An 18,416-nucleotide genomic window follows, 5' to 3' on the forward strand; every position below is an offset into this window, starting at 1 on the left:
GCCTGGTTGGCTGACTCGCAAAACCAGGCATGTTTTGAAAATAAGTTAACTGACCAATTTTGCAGTTTTTTAGTCAAGTTGAATAGGCTATCTTAACGTAAGTGATTATTCTCAGATTGAGAGGGTATTTTGAGAATAAGTTAACCAACTAATTTTGCACTTTTCTTAGTCAAGTTGAATAAGCTATCTTATGTTAATGAACTATTCTAAGATCACACGCCAGATAGTTATGAGTAAAACCACGCTTGTCAGACTGATATAAGCTTACTGACTGAGCCATCCTTTTTAAAGATAATATGCATGTCAACTCCAGACCCCCCGGCACGAAAATCTTGTCCACTAGTCATCATCGGCCGACCATTTTTATAGAACATGGGTTGACCGTTGATGTCTAGTATTGGTCTGGGTTGGGGAGGGGGCGGACGTTTGCTAACTCGAGTACCCACGACTTGAGCTAAACAGGTTTGCTCCTCGTTGGTCAATTTAGGATCATTCGGTAAGAACAAGTCATTATACCAAAGAATAGGTTTGCCTAAAACAGTTGACCAGCCAATAGGTGGTTTTCGTTCAATATAATAATCTTTATAACTCACGCCAATGTACCATTCTAGTTGTCCTAGTGGATCAATCCGTCGATGAAGCATAACAATGCCCGTATCTGCTTTTAAAAAGCCTTTAGACTCACAAAAGCGGATATACTCTTTCAGCACCTTACGCTCTTTACGGCTGATGCTGGTCAGTTGCTGGCAAGGCTGGGATAGAGCTGGGGAAGCAAAAATTAATGTACTGAAAGCAATGAGTATCAAGCGTAACATAGCTTTGAGTTAACATAATTGCACTTATATAACAAGCAGTTTTCAATTGATGCAACGTAAATCAGTATTGATAGAGGTTGATAGATTACTCGATGAATGGGACCCGCTTGGAGTTTTACAACGGTTTATGTCCTTACCCCGTTATGTGAGCCAGTTTTGACTAGAATTTAAGCCGCCTGTCGATACTCAATCGGGGTCATAAACTGCAAGGCCTGATGAGGCCGTTCTGTGTTATACTCCTCCAGCCAGGCATCCACCGTCTGACGTACTTGTCTAATACTTGTAAACAGATGTGCGTCTAGTACTTCCCGGCGGAAGGTCCCATTGAAGCGCTCAATATAAGCGTTTTGAGTGGGCTTGCCTGGTTCAATCCAGCATAACTCGATGTCCTGATCTTTACACCAATCCTGCAACGTCTGACTAATAAACTCCGGCCCATTATCACTTCGTAGCCGTTCGGGTTTGCCGTAGCGTTCTACTAGCTGATCCAACAACCGAGTGACTCGGCGGGCAGGCAGAGAGTAATCGATCTCGATGCCCAGGGCCTCCCGATTGTAATCGTCTACCACATTCAGAGTGCGAAACTTACGCCCACCCGTCAAGTTATCCGACGTAAAATCCAATGACCAACATTGATTACAAGCCGTTGCTTTAGGCAGAGGCTTGCGTACTGCCTCCGGTAGGCGTTTTTTGGTCTTTCGCCGTAAACTCAAGCCTAAATTTCTATACAAGCGTCTGACGCGTTTATGGTTAATTAACTCGCCCTGCTTGCGCAACCGACGATAAATCTTGAGCACGCCCCAGTACTTATGCCGCCGAGCCAACTGCTCGATCCGAAGACTCATCGCTTTATCTTTCTCCTTAATGATCACTGGTTCTGCTAGCGCATTGCGGCTGAGACCCACCCGGACGCGGGACCGCCAACGACAGGCTTTGCGTTGGCTAATGTGTTTCTGATCAATCAGCCAACTGACTACCCCTCGATGCTCGGCGGGCCTTACGGCAGCGGCCGACCGTCACTTTTTTGCTAAAGCCTCCTTGATGATTTCGTTTTGCAGACTCAGTTCGGCATACATCTTCTTAAGTCGTCGGTTTTCATCTTCCAACTCTTTAAGCCGCTTCACTTCGGAAACCTGCATGCCGCCATACTTGGCTCGCCAATTATAAAACGTGGCCTCGCTGATGCCATGTTCGCGGGTGATTTGCGCGACGGTTTGGCCGCTATCCTGTTGCTTGAGACCGGGACGCCGGAGCGTTCGCCACAATTTGGGATTCAGTGAATCGTGTTGCTTTCATCTCCCTTTTGTAAACCTGTGAAAGTTAGTTTTTTTACTCTACTTTTCACTGGCTCCCTTTCAGGGGATCAGGACAATTTTAGCGAGAATCCAAGCTGAAACAAGCAGATTATTCAAGTGCTACTTCTTTAGAGTAGGGGTCTGAAACAACCCTTGATGCGTCAATATGAAACTTCATGAAGTAATGACTAAGCTTAAATTCTGCTATATTTTTGTAGTCAGTCAACTGCTGCACTTAATAATAGAATTTGGTTAGCCGACGTTCACTCCCGATAGGGGAATCTTTTGATACTCTCATCTCATACTGTCGGATTAATCGGCCCTGATTATCATATTCGTTTGTGTAGATATAATTAGACGTATCGACCTCATTGCCATAATACGTAATGACTGTTTTTCGTAGCAATACATTACGACTTGTTTCCCCTAAAAAGGGAAACGTTGCTAAAGCCGCGTAATGGTTCATATCATAACTGAATCGATTTATCTTGACCAGATCGCTCGTCCAAGAACTATATACCTCACTATGAGTAATATTTCCCCCCTCAATCGTCGCTTTGCTATTGGGAATTTGGCGTTTGATATTAGGAAAACTGGGATTAAAGCTGGTCTGTAGAGCATTCAGCAAAATACCTTCACCTGAATACTGTCGTAATGAATCATAATCGACAAATGAGTAGCCATACCTGGTATAAGCTAGAACACGGTGATTACTGCTATCAAGCGGATACTGAAATGGGCGGCCGGCATAGGTTTCGGTGAAGTATTCTCGCCCACTTAATTGGTTATTCTGGTAAGCGTATGTACTGGATACGGTCGGACTTATTATCTTTTTACCATAATCTTGAGAAGAGTGCGTAAGATCAACTTTGATCAGCCGTTGCTGATTGTCATAGCTAAAACGCATACTATCTTGGGCAAGAACGGAGTAAACAATCCCACCCATTTGTACGGTATCCAAATTTACTAAGTTGGCAGTCAGGTCTAGATACAACGTGGTTGTAGCTTTAGGCCGCTGGGTAGGAGGATTACCAAGGGCATAGTCAATGGATGGATGATGGCATCCTACCAGAGCAACCAGTAAAAACAGGTTAATAAAGGCAAAAACTAAGTTATTCGTGGCTGATCGATTCAATGTCATGTGTTAAATAAGAACGGTGGCTGTTTCAAAAGTCGACGAATGCCGTTTATTTGTTTCGGACGAACCTAGAATAGATAACGACAATAAGACCTTCTTTTCTGGATAAACCATAGGGCTTAAGGAGCATAAATAAACTCCTCTCTATAAGACCAATCTGTCCAGAGGATGCCAGTACCAGCGTAGTCGATCACACTGCGCTGCTGAACACTCGATAAGCGTCCTTGCAAGTCATAGTTATACCGGTATTGGTAAGCTTCCAGGTCAAGATTGCTAACGCCCGTCCCGATGGGATAATGGGCCGTCAGCACGTTTTGTGGCCACAGATGCAACGGGGCTCGGGGGTTGGTTACTTGGTTGTAAAAGACCCGACGTGCGGGCTTAATGGGTGGCTGGTTAGGCTGATATAACTCCGTTTGATATACATCGCCATTTTCCCAATAGCGGACCTCAACCGGGTAGTCACCTTGATAACTCAGGTTAGAGCCAAAAGCCAAACCCGACGTATCTCGGGTTAGCTGCAACTGACCAGTTCCATTGTATTGGTAGTGAATCCTATGGTTAAGCTTGAACTGTCCAGCCACATTCTCATAGACTAAGACCTGGGCCAGTCGACGCTGGCTATCATACTCGTACTTACTCAGCCAACCGATGGCGTCAACCATTCTGGGGCTTACGACTCGACGATGGTGGTCAAATCCGGTATATACCTGGTCAATATAGGTCCCCTGGTAGTGCACTAGTCTGAGCTCGTCGTAGCCAAAACTAGTCTGCTCACAACTACCGATCAAACGGCTCTGTTGATCGAAGGTATAGGCGGTAAAGTTATCACTGGGCGAACCGAGTAAATTACAGCGAATTAGCGTGCCGCTTGGTCCCTGACCCGCCTTAGAGATAACCGAAAAGTCAAGGCCATCAGGCAAGATAAGCAGCGAGTCGGGTTGAGCACGAACCTGCAGCAGGGGGGGAAGGGGTTCGGCTGGGTTAACCTCAGCCGATTTGGGATCACAGCTTGTCAAGGCTAAACCGAAAAAGCCCAGAACGACACATAAAAAACGAGGATTGATTGGCTTATAGCCATAGTAGCTAGCATGTTTGCCACGTAAGGGGTTCATAAGCGTATTATAGAGCGAAAAGATATAAATCTGCACCATCGGGTTTTGTTTGGACATTAAGTTAGCTAACAAAATAGACATAGAATCCTGCCCTACTTGTTGCAAATTAAGGGGGCAAGAGGAAATGTGGTTACCGGTTCAGTTCACTTTGCTTTCTTCGTATGTTACAGATAGTCGCTGACAGTTATTAAAAACGCCTCAATTAAGAAGTAGACCTATGAGAACCCATTCGTCTCCCCCTAGGAGCTTTATTTTGAGACGTTAAAGGAATAAAGCGTTTTTAACTATGAAACGGAGGTAAGCCTCGTCTTGATTGCCATGCATTACTTCTTTTCCAGAAGCTGTTTGACTAAGTGCTCTAAGTGCTCAATTTTTGCCTGATGTTGTTGGTTGATGGTTGCCTGCTTACTGGTTTTTTTTTCTAGGTCAATGCTATATAAGGTTAGTTCCTCCACTTTCTCCAGTAGCAACGCGTTCAGCTTCACCAGCTCAACGCCGTCTTTGGCCACCTGATCTGCGGAGGGAACGCCTGGCAAATGACCATTTTGTTTAACAAAACGCGCCACCGAGCCCAATGAACGAAGCCTATAGCCTGGGCTGAATACCTTGTCACTCCACTTCGAAGCGTCGCTGATCCGCAGTTGATACCGGGCTTTAACGACATCGCCGGCCCAGTTGACCGTCAGGAATTGGTCAGTGACCAGTGTGGTTGGACTTTGGCTAGTCAATTGTTCCAGTCGGACGCCTGACTCATCAGCCTGTTCACTCCGCACATGAAGCCGGGCTGTTGGCGCACAGGTGCCAATGCCTACGTTTACCCCATTGCCCAGAATCATCGAGTTACTGCTGGCCACCCGACTGTTGGCACCAATGGCGATCCCATTGAAGATGCCTTCAGCCGCCTGGCTATTATACCCCATCAACACGTTGTCGTCACTGGTGGTAATGGTTGTCCCTGAGGTGGGACCAATGATGATGTTGTGGCTACCGGTGGTCACGTTATAACCCGCTTGATAACCTAAAAAGGTGTTACTTCCTCCTGTCGTGTTTTGGAAGCCGGCTCGATAGCCCACAAAACTGTTACTGCTACCGGTCGTATTGTTCTCGCCCGCATAATCGCCCATAAAGCTGTTTGACGAGCCCATTGTGTTATGGCCACCCGCCCCATAGCCCATGAAGGTGTTCGACGAGCCCGTCGTGTTATAATACCCCGCCGTGGCACCGATGAAGCTGTTTTCCCGGCTAGTGGTGTTGGAGTATCCTGCCAGATAACCGATGAAACTGTTCGAAGAGCCCGTCGTGTTGGAGTAGCCCGCATTGTAGCCCATAAACGTATTTTGCTGACCCGTGGTGTTGAAGTACCCGGTTTGAGTACCCATAAAACTATTCTGATTACCCGTCGTGTTCTGGTAGCCTGCTTGCTGGCCAATAAAGCTGTTATCACCACCAGTGGTGGTATTCAATCCGGCCTGACTACCAATAAAGCTGTTACCAGAACCATAGGTGTTCTGGTAGCCTGCGTAATTGCCCACAAAGGTGTTATTACTACCGATCGTATTAGCCCGGCCTGCGTAAGTGCCCACGAATGAATTAAGCGCCCCACTCGTGTTCTGATAACCCGCTTTACTACCCACAAAGACATTATTCGATACACTATTGTTGTAGCCTGCCGAATCGCCTAACGCCACATTGAAGCTGCCTTTGACATTGCCTTGACCAGCTGCTGATCCTATGGCCACATTGCTCGATCCTGTCGTAGTGTTAAAACCAGCATAGGTGCCAAAAAAACTGTTCTGAGTGCCCGTCGTAATCGAATTGCCTGCCTGGGGTCCGACGAGTGTATTGAAGGAGCCTGGTGAATCGACGTTAGGGGAAGTGGCGGTATAATTTGTGGGTGACTGAGCCAGGAGTGCTCCCCCCGTAACGAGCAAGGCAAACAGCGTAAAGATGAGTTTCATACTAGACTTAAGGTTACTGGTTAATGAGCATCTACAACAGAGTAAATTAACAAAGGACACTGCCATTAGGCATTGGATCCGGTGCTGATAGTTGGGCAATCTGCGTTGAGGGCACTTTTTATGGCGAGCTAGTCTCCCTTTTTGACTTCATAGGAGATGCGAAAGAAAGGTGAGTCAAGAATAGCTCAATTGATAAAAAATAAGGATCATCTTTTCGAAATTGGTTTAAATAGAGCGATAGTGAGCCAACTCATCATTAAGGCAATGAAAATGTCTCCTTAAAAGCCCAATTAGGGTCATATTTAATATCGTTACTCAGTCTCGCATAGGAGCGTTTTTTCGAGACAGAGATTATTTACTACCTGTCCAATGCCATCAGTCACATACGCTCCAGTTCGCCCTTGTTAATCTTGCCTCATTTTCTCCCAGCCCGCAACAATGCTGCTTATTCATCAACATGACCCTGCAGGTCATCCCTCAAACCGGCTTAAAATTGACAGGAAGTGGCTCAAACGTGTTAGGCGTTGAGGGCAGCAACCCAATACTTTTGTTAAGCCGGGGTTAGTAAATCTTCGGTAAGAGCTCTTACTTTTTAGAAGGTTTTTCTTAGTTTAGGGAGAGTCCTAAGCAAAAAGGCCAAATGAACCAATAGTTGAGGCTCCATATCCACCCAATCGAATATTATGAGATTCCTGATTGCCTTACTGCTCGGATGCTTAAGCCTGACGAATTCACTGGCCCAGGATTCTACCCTGGTGCTTGACACCGCGATGTTTAATGCCGAACAGCAAATCTTTCTGGCTTCCGCAGACGGCTGGGTCTATCAGCCAGGCAACAATCCAGCTTGGGCTAGTCCCGGGCTTAATACGTCCAGTTGGCGCAAGCGAAAACCTACTGAACTGTCTATAAAAGACGTGGATAAAACGGGCCGAGTGGAGGGCTGGTTCCGCCTACGACTGAAACTGGATTCTACCTTCAAGAACATGCCGGTGTGGTTTCGAAAAAGCACTTGGTCGGCTGTGGACTTGTATATAGATGGAAACCTATTGGCCTCCTATGGGAGTACGGGAGCGAAGGGTGAGCCCTATCACGATTATTATTTTATTGATCAATCGCCTACTTCCGTACCGTTAGTCCCAGGGCGTGAATATCTGATCTCGTTACATATTGTGGATTATAAAGCTCCCTTTTCCTTAACTAAGCTTAAATCCGAAATAGACGCTCCTGTTGATCAAGCATTACGGCTGGTGGGCCCCAAATACCAAGCTTCTGTTACTAAAATAGGACCGCTCGCTTCGCTTGCCTATACATTACAGTTTGCCGCTGCCTTATTTACTAGTTTACTCCTATGGCTATTGGTCTTTCAACAGGTCGGAGACCAACCAAGTCTTCGGCTACTGGCCATTCAGTGCACGCTGACGGCACTCAATGGGTCAATTAATATGTTAAATCTTGCTAAACTCTCACCACTTACCTTCAGCAGTTATCGTTTATCGGACATCCTGACGTTTTTGACGGTAGCACTTTTGCCAGTCATCCTGCTACGCATAGTTGGCCATCCTCACATAAAACGATTTACAATAGGCCTGTTTCTGCTGCCTGTAGTGGCCTTTGTCATTGATACGGTTATTGGCCCTATTTATATCAGTACGCTCGCCTTTGCCCTGGAATTACTGTTTTTACTGTACGTAATAATTTCTTTTCGGAATAAATTGCATGGAGCACCTAGGTCCATTGTAATGGGCATTATACTGGCTTTCGTATTTGCGCTACTCTTTGTGCTCAACTCGATTCTAGTTCCGCAAAGTTTGCTTCGAGGCATCTTTATAATAATTCTGGGTACTGCTTATTCATCCGCCATACCCCTCTCGTTCCTGGTTTATGTGGCCTTACGGTTTAAAGAAATCCTCGCTGAGGACCGAGCGAAAGCGGCTGCGGTCGTGCAGATCACGGAAGAAAAGCGAGCGATACTGGCGACGCAAAATCAGCTCCTCGAACAACAGGTCGAGGCCCGTACTGCCGAGTTAAAAGCCTCTCAAGCCCAACTCATTCAGAAAGAGAAACTCGCCAGCCTGGGCGAACTGACGGCCGGTATCGCCCACGAGATTCAGAACCCACTGAACTTCGTCAACAACTTCTCGGAGGTATCCACCGAACTGGTCGAAGAGCTGGAAGCCGAGCAACATAATCCCCAGCGTGACCCAGAAGTGGAAGCTGAAATTTTGGGGGACTTAAAACAAAATCTGCTGAAGATCACCCAACACGGTAGTCGGGCCGCTTCCATCATTAAGGGGATGCTGGCCCATTCCCGCCCGACAACGGGAGAAGTTGAGCCCACCGACCTCAACGCCCTGGCCGACGAGTATCTCCGCTTGTCTTTTCAGGGACTCAGAGCTAAAGACAAAAACTTTAGCTGCGAACTGGTGACCCAGTTTGATCCTACTCTGAGCAGCGTCGAGCTCGTTCCTCAGGAAATCGGGCGGGTGTTGCTGAATCTGTTCAATAACGCTTTCTATGCCGTACGGGAACGCCAGAAGCAGGCAGACTCAGCCTATCAGCCTAGGGTTACCCTCCGTACAGCAAAGACAGAAAAAAGCGTTGAGATACGGGTTAATGATAACGGAACAGGTATACCCCAGTCGGTAAAGGCCAAAATCTTTCAACCCTTTTTTACCACCAAGCCCACTGGGGAAGGAACGGGACTGGGCTTGAGCTTGAGTTATGATATTGTCACCAAAGGTCACGGGGGGAGCCTGACGGTGGAAAGCCAGGAGGGAGAAGGTACCGCGTTTGTGATTCAATTACCGGCTTTGAGTTAAGCGAGTGTACTATCTCAAAAAAACGCCCGAATTTATGAACAGATAGATGAAGGCTCCATCGTCTCACTTTGGAGCCTTTGAAGAGACAGATCACAAAATAGTAGTAAACACAATTGTTTAACTTTAACTAACAGATCGGCACGGTTATAACCAGATTGTATGAGCGTATCGCAAAAGCTAAAGAACCGATTTATCCTGCTTGTGCCCGCTTATTGGGCGTGTTTGTTCGATGAGATCATCACCATTACTCATCAGCCTAAAGAATATTGGCAAGGAAACTTGACAGCCGCTAATGAAGGCAATCCATTTGGGGCTTTTTTAATGGCTCACCATGTGTCAGGAGTCTTTGTTATTTGCTTCATTTGGCTCATTACTATTGGCATTACTGGGTATTATATCCCTCGTAAATATCTGAAAACCTTCGCCCTCTTTGTACTATTAGCTCATACTTGGGGCGGTTCAACTTGGTTAAGTATGAGGTATGGCTTCTGGTTCGTAATGGCTTTTGTACTAGTTAATTCAATCCTGTTCGTTAAAGCAGAAGAGTATTACTTGAGCACCTACAATGCTTCATCGCTTAATAGGGATAAATAGATGAATTGTAAAAAAGCATACTTACCAAAAGCCTATTAGGATCTATTCAATTCTTTACTTCTTTAATGAACAGGCTGTCTACGAACAGAAAATACACATCTCAAGTAGGAGCCTAACTTGAGAGGAGACCAGTTGAGCGCCTTTCTTACATTTAACAAATCTTAACTTGGACAATTCAGCTTAACCACTTCATCTTTATAGGCGTATCTACTTTCGCTAAAAAGCCATCAGCTTAAGGTTTTATGCGGTTGACCCTCCCATACAGCATCCGAAAATTAATCGGGTTTATCCTGATGGGGCTGGTTTCAGTCCGCTCACTCGCTCAACAAGTAGAACGGGTTTATACCAATCCTGGTGACAGTACCACGAATCAACGTCTCATTTTCCGTGAGGAGTTGAGTTTGAGAGACAGTTTTCGCAAGTGTCCTGCCCTAAAATGAATCGGACGTTTTGTGACGATAGAAGATAAGAAAACCTCTTTTTTTAACTAATCTGCTAAATACAATCGTTCGTATTGACCTTTGCTTGTAAAGCCATTTTGTGTAGATGGGTTTTCCGGTTAAAAGTGCTTCCTTCATAACCAGGGTTAAAGGTTTTCATGAATTGAGTTTGGTTAATTAATTGAATCAGATCCCTATAAAAATCAGAAGTGGTTTGCGAATGACGGTAGGTGCCGTAGCTTTGTCTGCCTTATGAACACCCACTTATGCTTCCGTATCTTGGTCGGCTTTTTTTTCTGTTGATGGGGCTGATTGTGCCCATTAAGAGCTTGGCCCAGTCGCTGCCTGTTACATCCACCGATTCATTAATCCATATCGACGGCGACCTATCAGAAGGGGTCTGGCAACGGGCTAGGATCGCTGGCAATTTCACCCAGAATTTTCCCAACGATACCCTGCCGGCTTATAACCGTACTGAAGTTCGGATGAGCTACGATACCCATTTCCTGTATCTGGCCGTTGTCTGTTACGATAAAAACCGGGATAAATCCTTTATTGCCAGTTCGCTCAAGCGGGATTTTATGTGGGATACGAACGACAACTTTTCGGCCTACATCGACCCTTTTGGTGACCGTCTGAATGGCTTCACCTTTCAGCTGACTCCGCTGGGTGTGGAGCGGGAAGGGCAGATCTTCAATGGCGAACAAGTGGCCCCTGAATGGGATAACAAATGGCGATCAGCCGTCAAAGTGTTTGCCGACCGGTGGCAGGGTGAAATGATGATTCCGCTCAAAACCATTCGGTATCCAATCGGGGCGCGGTACATGCTGGCCAACTTTGTGCGAAACGATGTCAAAAATAACCAGCGATCGGCCTGGAAACGGGTGCCCGTTGCCCAATCGCCTTCGTCGCTGGCGTTTGCCGATACCATCCATTTCGCCACACCACTTCCCGCTCCGGGCCCCAATCTGTCCATTATCCCCTACCTCAGTGGCCGTTTCATCGATACACGCAATGAAGGGGGAAAGCAGACATTTACCGGTGGTATTGGCTTCGACGCTAAAATTGGGATTACTCCTTCCTTGAACCTCGATTTGACGGTAAACCCTGATTTCTCGCAGGTAGAAGCCGATCAGCAAGTGACAAACCTGAGCCGATTCGAGCTTTTTTATCCCGAACGGAGACAGTTTTTTATCGAAAACCAGGATTTGTTTGCTAATTTCGGTTCGTCTCGGTCACGGCCGTTTTTCAGTCGGCGGATTGGTATCGGACGTGATACCAGCACGGGCCTTATCATTCAGAACCCACTTTTTTATGGCGTCAGGCTCAGCGGAAAAGTAGGCAAAAGCTGGCGCGTTGGGTTGCTCAATACCCAAACGGCGCAACAAATCGACAAAGGTATTTCGGGTGAAAACTATACGGTAGCTGTCGTACAACGTCAAGTGTTGGGCCGATCGAACCTAGCTGCGATTTTAGTGAATCGTCAGGGCGTGGGCCAGCGAGCGGACAGTAGCCAGTTTACGCGTATCGGCGGGCTGGACTACAACCTCCAGACGGCCAACAATCGGTGGACAGGTAAGCTCTTTTATCACCAGGCCATCAAGCCCTATAAACTCAGGGATGCCCATACCTATGGAGCAAACTTGGGTTACACCAGTCGGAATTTTTCGGCCATCGGCTCTTACGAAAATATCGGCACCAACTATCTAGTCAATGACATTGGCTATGTGCCCCGTTTGGGATATGGGCGCTACGGTGGCGAAACCACAACGACGTTTTATGTTCCAGGAACCCGCCACGTCATTTCGCATGGAACCTACCTCAGTGGCAGCCTGATCCAAAATGCCGATGGCCGGATTACTGACCGTGAAACAAATTATGGCTACTCGGTACAGTTCAGGAATACGGCCAATGCCTACGCTGGGTACTTTACGGGTTATACGTACCTGTTTTTTGCCTACGATCCAACCAACTCGGATGGTCGCCAACTAGCCGAAAACACAAGCTACCGGATTAGGGGCTTTTTTGGGCATTATGGCTCTGATCAGCGCAAGCGCCTGAACGCCCAAATCGACGGGAATTTAGGTCGCTACTTTAATGGTACCAACGCCAATATCGTGGCTACGACTCAGTACCGGTTTCAGCCCTATGGTGCCTTGAGCCTATCGGCTGAGTACAATGACATTCGCTTGCCGGAACCTTTCAAATCAGTGCGTTACTTACTGCTTGGTCCTCGCGCCGATCTGACTTTCAGCCGCAAGGTATTTCTGACTACGTTTATGCAATTCAACAATCAGACCAACAACGTTAACCTGAATGCCCGGCTTCAATGGCGTTACGCGCCTGTTTCGGACCTGTTTATTGTTTATCAGGAAAATTACCTGCCTGGCTCCCTGGCCAGCAAAAACCGGGCTTTAGTCGTTAAGCTCTCCTACTGGCTGAATGTGTAGGGTGAGCCTTTTGATTGATGGGATATTTCGAGCACTTTTCCTTTTTCAAAGGCATGCGGTCAGTTTGCACTCGAAAGACGTGGGTGCTGCTACTTGTTTCTCCCCAGTTTATTGCTTCGTAAGTTTTCGGACAACTTAGGTGTTCCCCATCTAATGAGCAACAGGCTGATTAACCTGATGCAGGAACTTGTTTGAAATGTCTTGTCCTGTTTTATTCGGACGTTTAACTGAACGATGATCGACTAGGAGGGAGGGAGCTGGAAACGGCATTTTTTGCGTTCAATAAACCCGTTCAGTTTAGTCGTTCACGATTTTGGCCAATAATTAGCTTTTATTGGACGGTTTCAAAGATAACACAGCTAAATATTTCTCTTCTTATTACAACTTAACAACGGCCTCACCTTTCCACTTTTGACGAACGATATACAATACCTGGCATCATATTAATCTGGCCGACGAATACGACTTCTCTGAATCGGTCTCACCGGAAATACAGTTCGACTTGGAAGCACTAATGCGGTTTACATTTCCGGATAATATTCGTCGCCAATAAGCGACAAAAGGATGTACGCTGAGGATTTATGCACGATTCTGCGAAGATACCCTACTTGCCAGCAAGCTAATCCAATCTTGGAATAGTCTCAGCCAGCACACAAACCTAAAGGCTGGGCGGTCGTATGTGGGTAAGAAAAACAACCTCGTTGGCAGTGGTGTCTGGAAGATGCAGTGACAGGCGGGATTATTGCCTTTGTTTTTGGACCGGTCCGCAGGTGCGGCCGTACCCACCAAACGTTTCGCCACTTACTACAATTATTAGAAGGGGCCAAAATTGGGGTAATCAGATGGATAATGGACTCTTGGTGCGGGACGGCCCGTGTCGGCCTATTTTGATTGCTTAGATCAACGCTTGTACTTAGTTAATAAAGCATCATTGCAAGGTCTTGAACGTAAAAATTTAACCCGCCGAACGCGCTTAAAACGATTGACCCGCCGAACCATTTGCTATTCGAAATCAATCTTGGTTCACGACACAGCAATTGGTCTGTTCATCAATCAATTTTTCTTTGCCGATCAACGCAATTAAGCCACTACCGGTTTGTGAATTAAAGACTGCTTACTTTTCTATTTAAAAACCTCATGTCCAGCAATCTGAAAGTATTGTACTAATTGTAAAAGATACCTGTAATATAGTTGAATAGCTTTTCCTGTATTAAAATTATTATAAAAATAAATTATATATCTAAATAATCTTTCCAATAGATCTCTGTTTCCTTATTTACTTTTAAAGCTCTATTAACTAAAAGTGAGACATTCCACAAATAAAACTTTAGAAAAACTCTCTCATTGAACATCTTTTTTTGTATATATGTGTTTAAATTAATATCATTTAATGGATAATTATAATTAATTATTTCTAAACAAGAGCTTGCTACACTGCTAATTAATTCAATATTGATGATTGAACCAGTCATTAAATCAAGTATTATTTCTTCTGGAGAAAGATTAAACATCCATCTAAATACCTTGTCATCATGTTGATTGTCTGTTAGGTATAGATTAATGCAGATAATATAATATAAAGCAAGTTTATCATAAAGATACATTTGGTAGTCATCCAAACCTTTAAGTATTTCAATTAATTCTTTACTTTGAGGTCTTGGACTTAATTTACACATTATATACTCTGATGTAATCTCAAGATATTTAGGGTTAATTTTTACAATTTCCTTTTCATATATACTATCACCTAATAATTCAGTGACATTTATACTTCTTTTTCCTTTATGCTTCACTTTTACCATAAATGATTCGTACTCACTCTCAGTCAAAGCATCTAAATTTTTAGTACATATTTGAGAAAGTTTAATATTCGCTTCAACTATAAACTTTGTATAAAATGGATTCTCGAGATTATCTTTATTTCCATCTCTGCTTTCAATAATCTTTCTCAATTCTTCAATATCTATTTTAGATACTTTATTTATTTTAAGTAAATTCTTTTCGCAATAATCCTTAATATCACTATTTTTATTTGAGATGTTACTTATTAAAGAATGAAGCAACAAAAATTGGACATCTGTTTGCTTATATAATAAAGATGAAAAAAATGATCGCCTAAAAAAATCATTACTGAAAAGCCCCGATGCAATTGTCTCAATAGTTTGGAAACTACTATTAGTAAAACCACTCCATGAGTTAATTGTCTTTCCTGATAAATCAATATTCCATATTTTCGACGTTGCAATTTTATTTTTTTGCTTTTTATGGAAATTATTCTCATAAATCTTCCATAATTGCTGAACTGCTAATGTTATTTGTTCTGAAAATGCCGAAACACTTTTTATAAATTCTGGTCTAGCTTTTTTATTAATTAAAATTTCATTTGCCTTTCTCAAGATTCTCTCTTTTCTTAACATTGGAGCCGGATGAGAATCAGGATATTCTACGTTGTTAATATTGCCTTTTTTTACTAAATTAATTGTTTTATAAATTATATCGAAACCTTCTAATATTATTTGGCATCCTGCGGTACTATACAGCGGTCCACTGGGTTGACGGATTTCATTTATTAGCATCAACTCTAATGCAACTTCGTCAGCTTCATACTCTAGGTTATGACTGTATGATATTTTTTCTAATTGTTCTGACGATGATAACCAAACTTCATTTACTTTATCCCCTAAATGATTTTTGATAATGTGCCCCATTTCATGGGATAGAACGAACATTTCAGAAAAATTTCTTAAGGAATTTGCAACTCCTTCTCCAATAAATCTGTCATGTCTTAGAGTTGCCTTAATATTACCGTTGAATATATAATTGTCAATTAAATTTTCAAAATAAATATATGCTATACTATTTTCATCAATTTCATCATCAATATTTTTAACGTTTATTACTGGTCCAACTCCAGTTATTTCTTCATAGTTAAAACAATAAGCAATAACCTTTGAAAAACAATCTGCAAATTGGATTACACCTTCTTGTAAAATAATTAAGTAATCCTTTACATTAGGTAAAGTGAAAACGGTCGCATTAACTTCACTCATTGGTAAAGTTCCTATTACTGGGAGCGGCGGAAGCTTTACTTCTAAATTATCGGAATATTGAAGAAGTTGTTTATACACATATAAAATAATCGTATACTGAGAGTAGTCTTGATACTTCGAAGGTGGGTATAATTTTATCAAATCCTCAATGTATAATTTTGATGCTTTTATATTAGCTTTTATTTTCTCATCATCACCATAACCTTGCAGTGTAGCTAATTCCAAGATAGCTTCGTCAGATTCAATATTTGAAGTTAAAGGATCATTTCCTAATTCAACTAAGGATTTCTTTTGAAGACTCTCGAGCAATTTGGTGAGTGCTATCCGATCTTTCATAATGTTTCCGTTTGATTTGTCCATTCTATTAAAAACATTTCATCATACAAAATAGCTTTTTCTACAGGGTAATAAAAATCTTTATTATTGCCCAAACCTAGATTTACTAATTCAGTATTTGGCATGAGGGTATTTATCTTACCAGATTTATCCCAACTGATATTAAAACAAGAAAAAGCAAACGTGAGATTCTTATTTCCTTTAAAGGTTATCCCTGTCTGACTTGCTGAAGTTGTTTCGACTTTGACATCTGTAGTAGCTAAGATTTTCTGTAAACTTGGTATAGTAGTTTCTACGTTGTTATCTAGCTTATTTTCAATGCTAATGCTAAAACTTTTACTAGTAATTATGGAATCAATTACATATAAACTATTTTCTTCTTGCATAAAAGGTTGTAAAACGGGAGACTTGATAATAATATCTTTATTTTGCAACCAACTAAATAGCTCGATAGGCTCTATGTAGAATCGATTTACATCATCAAATGAAAAGCTTAAACTTTTTACATTTGCAAAGTGATTTTTTATCTCACCAAATAAATTCGCATTTATTCCAAATCCTTTCAAAAATCCGTCTAGAATATTTATCCCAATGTCTAAGTTTACTTTTTTAGATTTCTTACTTGAAACATTTGCTAATTTACTTTTATTAATATTAGGCTTATCTTCTAACAACGTTTCATTTTCTATATTGTACATGTTACCTAAAAAATAAGCTTTATTACTTATTTTGCCTAACAACGTGAGAGGTTGCAGCCTTTCCTCTGGTATTCTTACTGGATTAGCATCAAATGTATCTTTGATAGTTTCCAGTAACATATCCCCTTTGCATAAGTTTATCATATTTTATATTTTTTATATAAATATTCATGCTTCCTGCGTATTTTCCAAATTTTTACATTATTTTTTTGATTGTTTGGTAGTGGCATAAAAGCGATGATGTTCAAAAAATAGTAATTGATAAAGACCCCTATTAACGTGTCATGAATCACGACCGATTAGGAAAAATAGATCGTACAACGAATCAATCCTAAGTAAGACGATAGAATCTTCATTCGTCTGCTTCAAAAATGGAGAGATTATAAAGACTACTTTTCTTACGTTCCGGAGAAGTCCGGATATGATTGAGTTGGACACTTAGGTATGTGTCAATATATCAGGACTGACAGAGTAGCTTTTCTGGCGCACTGCATGTCAGAACGTAGAATCAAATACAATCATTTCAGCGTTCCGATTATCCCCTTCCTTCCTAAGTGCCGATTAAAATATTTAATTGAACCCTACTGTAAAGTTATGATCACGTGGTTTAACGTAAGCAACTTCGACTCAATCGTGGCGGTAGTATTTTACCGATGACTTAGTGCCAAACCCATCTTTTAAATGACCCATATTGAAATTGATGCCACCTGCTTGGGCAATTATTGGACCTTTTACGGTGAGGCTACCCGGACGAATCACCGCTGTATGCCCATGCCCTCCAATTATCGGATTTTTCCAAACCACGACGGCGGGTTTACCCAGATTTGCATTGTCCTGCGCCCCCTTGTCCGTTGTTAGCTGCCAGCCATGGCTAGGTCCGTGCTTTTGCAACCAATCGACACCCGCATTTATCGTGATTTCTCGTGCCCCTTCGCTAAATGGAATAGCAATTTCATCCTTCGCACTAACCCAATGCGGGATTTCAGCCCCCATTGCCCGGGTAACATCCCAGAGAAAAATATTACAGAACGTGTTGCCCTGAAATTTCAGGTGACGCGGATTATTACCAACGGCAAACTGATTGATTACTTGATCATAGCTCGCCGGTGCCCGATTCAGTTCTGTGTTCGTCAGGGGGGGAGTTGAGTATTTAGCTTGATTGGCGACGGTCGTGCCCGGCGCTGGATGTATCCCGTCAAACAGTATTGGTGGCCCAGCCGGAGACTGGGTATTCGCCTGGGCCACCAAACTGGGTATATTGATCGGCTGCCCAATCTTGATGAGATTCGGATTTTGAATCTGTTGATTGGCTTCTAACAAATCGTCCAAACTAACTTTATGTTTCTTGGCAATCTGGCTTAATGTCTCGCCAGCCAAGACAATGTGAACGGAGCTTATTTGTGCCATTGTCGTATAGGTGTTGATTACCTTGTCAGAGTACTATCCTCAAAATAAGGTTAGCCGGAATCAGACAGCCCAGTGAGTGAAATGAATAATTTCATACTTTCCCACGGCTTTTAAAAGGGTGAAGCAAGGATTTTCTTATGACTATGTCAAGGGGAAAATCCCCGTTTTTTGCCACCACTGGATGAGTTGATACCTTACTCTTCGTGAATGTATAGAGCCAGACTAAGTTGTTTTCTGAGGATTGAAAACGGGAATTTTCCCGGTGTTTCTCAAGGGATTAGCGACTATATTCCGCCAAAAA

Annotated in this window: 11 protein-coding genes and 2 pseudogenes; 5 read left to right on the forward strand and 8 right to left on the reverse strand. The window is 43.1% G+C overall.

Annotated features, from left to right (window positions below; translation table 11 throughout):
* Positions 1–248: 248 nt before the first annotated feature.
* The 5 genes and pseudogenes from ACYVAM_RS11465 to ACYVAM_RS11485 all read right to left on the reverse strand — a co-directional run bounded on the left by ACYVAM_RS11465 (position 249) and on the right by ACYVAM_RS11485 (position 6,321).
* Complete coding sequence (locus ACYVAM_RS11465) at positions 249–815, reverse strand: hypothetical protein (RefSeq protein ID WP_461066987.1); 567 nt, start codon at positions 813–815, stop codon at positions 249–251.
* Positions 816–982: 167 nt separating this feature from the next.
* Positions 983–2,111 (reverse strand): annotated as a pseudogene (locus ACYVAM_RS11470) (IS3 family transposase).
* A gap of 234 nt (positions 2,112–2,345) precedes the next feature.
* A complete protein-coding gene (locus ACYVAM_RS11475; RefSeq protein WP_461066989.1) occupies positions 2,346–3,251 on the reverse strand; it encodes a hypothetical protein in 906 nt (301 codons plus the stop codon).
* Between the two features lie 116 nt (positions 3,252–3,367).
* Entirely contained in the window at positions 3,368–4,420 is a 1,053-nt protein-coding gene (locus tag ACYVAM_RS11480; protein WP_461066991.1) for a hypothetical protein, read from the reverse strand.
* 266 nt (positions 4,421–4,686) lie between these two features.
* A complete protein-coding gene (locus tag ACYVAM_RS11485) occupies positions 4,687–6,321 on the reverse strand; it encodes a hypothetical protein (protein WP_461066993.1) in 1,635 nt (544 codons plus the stop codon).
* Between the two features lie 683 nt (positions 6,322–7,004).
* Between ACYVAM_RS11485 and ACYVAM_RS11490 the strand changes: the two genes are divergently transcribed.
* The 5 genes and pseudogenes from ACYVAM_RS11490 (at position 7,005) to ACYVAM_RS11510 (ending at position 13,708) form a co-directional block, all read left to right on the forward strand.
* Positions 7,005–9,140, forward strand: coding sequence for a sensor histidine kinase (locus tag ACYVAM_RS11490; RefSeq protein ID WP_461066995.1), 2,136 nt, complete (start codon positions 7,005–7,007; stop codon positions 9,138–9,140).
* Between the two features lie 159 nt (positions 9,141–9,299).
* Positions 9,300–9,734: a hypothetical protein gene (locus ACYVAM_RS11495; RefSeq protein WP_461066997.1), complete on the forward strand. Its 435-nt coding sequence runs from the start codon at positions 9,300–9,302 to the stop codon at positions 9,732–9,734.
* A 706-nt stretch (positions 9,735–10,440) separates the two neighbouring features.
* On the forward strand, positions 10,441–12,624 hold the full coding sequence (locus tag ACYVAM_RS11500; protein WP_461066999.1) for a DUF5916 domain-containing protein: 2,184 nt from the start codon (positions 10,441–10,443) through the stop codon (positions 12,622–12,624).
* Positions 12,625–13,332: 708 nt separating this feature from the next.
* A pseudogene (locus ACYVAM_RS11505) lies at positions 13,333–13,515 on the forward strand (hypothetical protein); the annotation flags it as partial.
* A complete protein-coding gene (locus tag ACYVAM_RS11510) occupies positions 13,499–13,708 on the forward strand; it encodes an IS1 family transposase (RefSeq protein WP_461067001.1) in 210 nt (69 codons plus the stop codon). The pseudogene ACYVAM_RS11505 and the gene ACYVAM_RS11510, both read left to right, overlap by 17 nt.
* Positions 13,709–13,856: 148 nt before the next feature.
* Here the strand turns inward: ACYVAM_RS11510 and ACYVAM_RS11515 are convergent, their stop codons facing one another.
* The 3 genes from ACYVAM_RS11515 to ACYVAM_RS11525 all read right to left on the reverse strand — a co-directional run bounded on the left by ACYVAM_RS11515 (position 13,857) and on the right by ACYVAM_RS11525 (position 18,115).
* Positions 13,857–16,010, reverse strand: a complete 2,154-nt coding sequence (locus ACYVAM_RS11515; protein WP_461067003.1) for a M48 family metalloprotease — start codon at positions 16,008–16,010, stop codon at positions 13,857–13,859.
* Positions 16,007–16,828 (reverse strand): gasdermin, encoded by an 822-nt coding sequence (locus ACYVAM_RS11520; RefSeq protein WP_461067005.1) that lies wholly within the window; start codon positions 16,826–16,828, stop codon positions 16,007–16,009. The genes ACYVAM_RS11515 and ACYVAM_RS11520 overlap by 4 nt, the downstream gene beginning before the upstream one ends.
* Before the next feature lie 507 nt (positions 16,829–17,335).
* Positions 17,336–18,115, reverse strand: coding sequence for a LysM peptidoglycan-binding domain-containing protein (locus ACYVAM_RS11525; RefSeq protein WP_461067007.1), 780 nt, complete (start codon positions 18,113–18,115; stop codon positions 17,336–17,338).
* Between the last annotated feature and the right edge of the window lie 301 nt (positions 18,116–18,416).

The organism is Spirosoma horti (genome assembly GCF_054776595.1).

Excerpts from the sequence above, each read along its gene's own strand:
- ACYVAM_RS11500 (WP_461066999.1), top strand. The coding sequence starts at position 10,441 with ATGCTTCCGTATCTTGGTCGGCTTTTTTTTCTGTTGATGGGGCTGATT.
- ACYVAM_RS11485 (WP_461066993.1), bottom strand. The coding sequence starts at position 6,321 with ATGAAACTCATCTTTACGCTGTTTGCCTTGCTCGTTACGGGGGGAGCA.
- ACYVAM_RS11490 (WP_461066995.1), top strand. The coding sequence starts at position 7,005 with ATGAGATTCCTGATTGCCTTACTGCTCGGATGCTTAAGCCTGACGAAT.
- ACYVAM_RS11480 (WP_461066991.1), bottom strand. The coding sequence starts at position 4,420 with ATGTCCAAACAAAACCCGATGGTGCAGATTTATATCTTTTCGCTCTAT.
- ACYVAM_RS11495 (WP_461066997.1), top strand. The coding sequence starts at position 9,300 with ATGAGCGTATCGCAAAAGCTAAAGAACCGATTTATCCTGCTTGTGCCC.
- ACYVAM_RS11515 (WP_461067003.1), bottom strand. The coding sequence starts at position 16,010 with ATGAAAGATCGGATAGCACTCACCAAATTGCTCGAGAGTCTTCAAAAG.
- ACYVAM_RS11465 (WP_461066987.1), bottom strand. The coding sequence starts at position 815 with ATGTTACGCTTGATACTCATTGCTTTCAGTACATTAATTTTTGCTTCC.
- ACYVAM_RS11475 (WP_461066989.1), bottom strand. The coding sequence starts at position 3,251 with ATGACATTGAATCGATCAGCCACGAATAACTTAGTTTTTGCCTTTATT.
- ACYVAM_RS11520 (WP_461067005.1), bottom strand. The coding sequence starts at position 16,828 with ATGTTACTGGAAACTATCAAAGATACATTTGATGCTAATCCAGTAAGA.
- ACYVAM_RS11525 (WP_461067007.1), bottom strand. The coding sequence starts at position 18,115 with ATGGCACAAATAAGCTCCGTTCACATTGTCTTGGCTGGCGAGACATTA.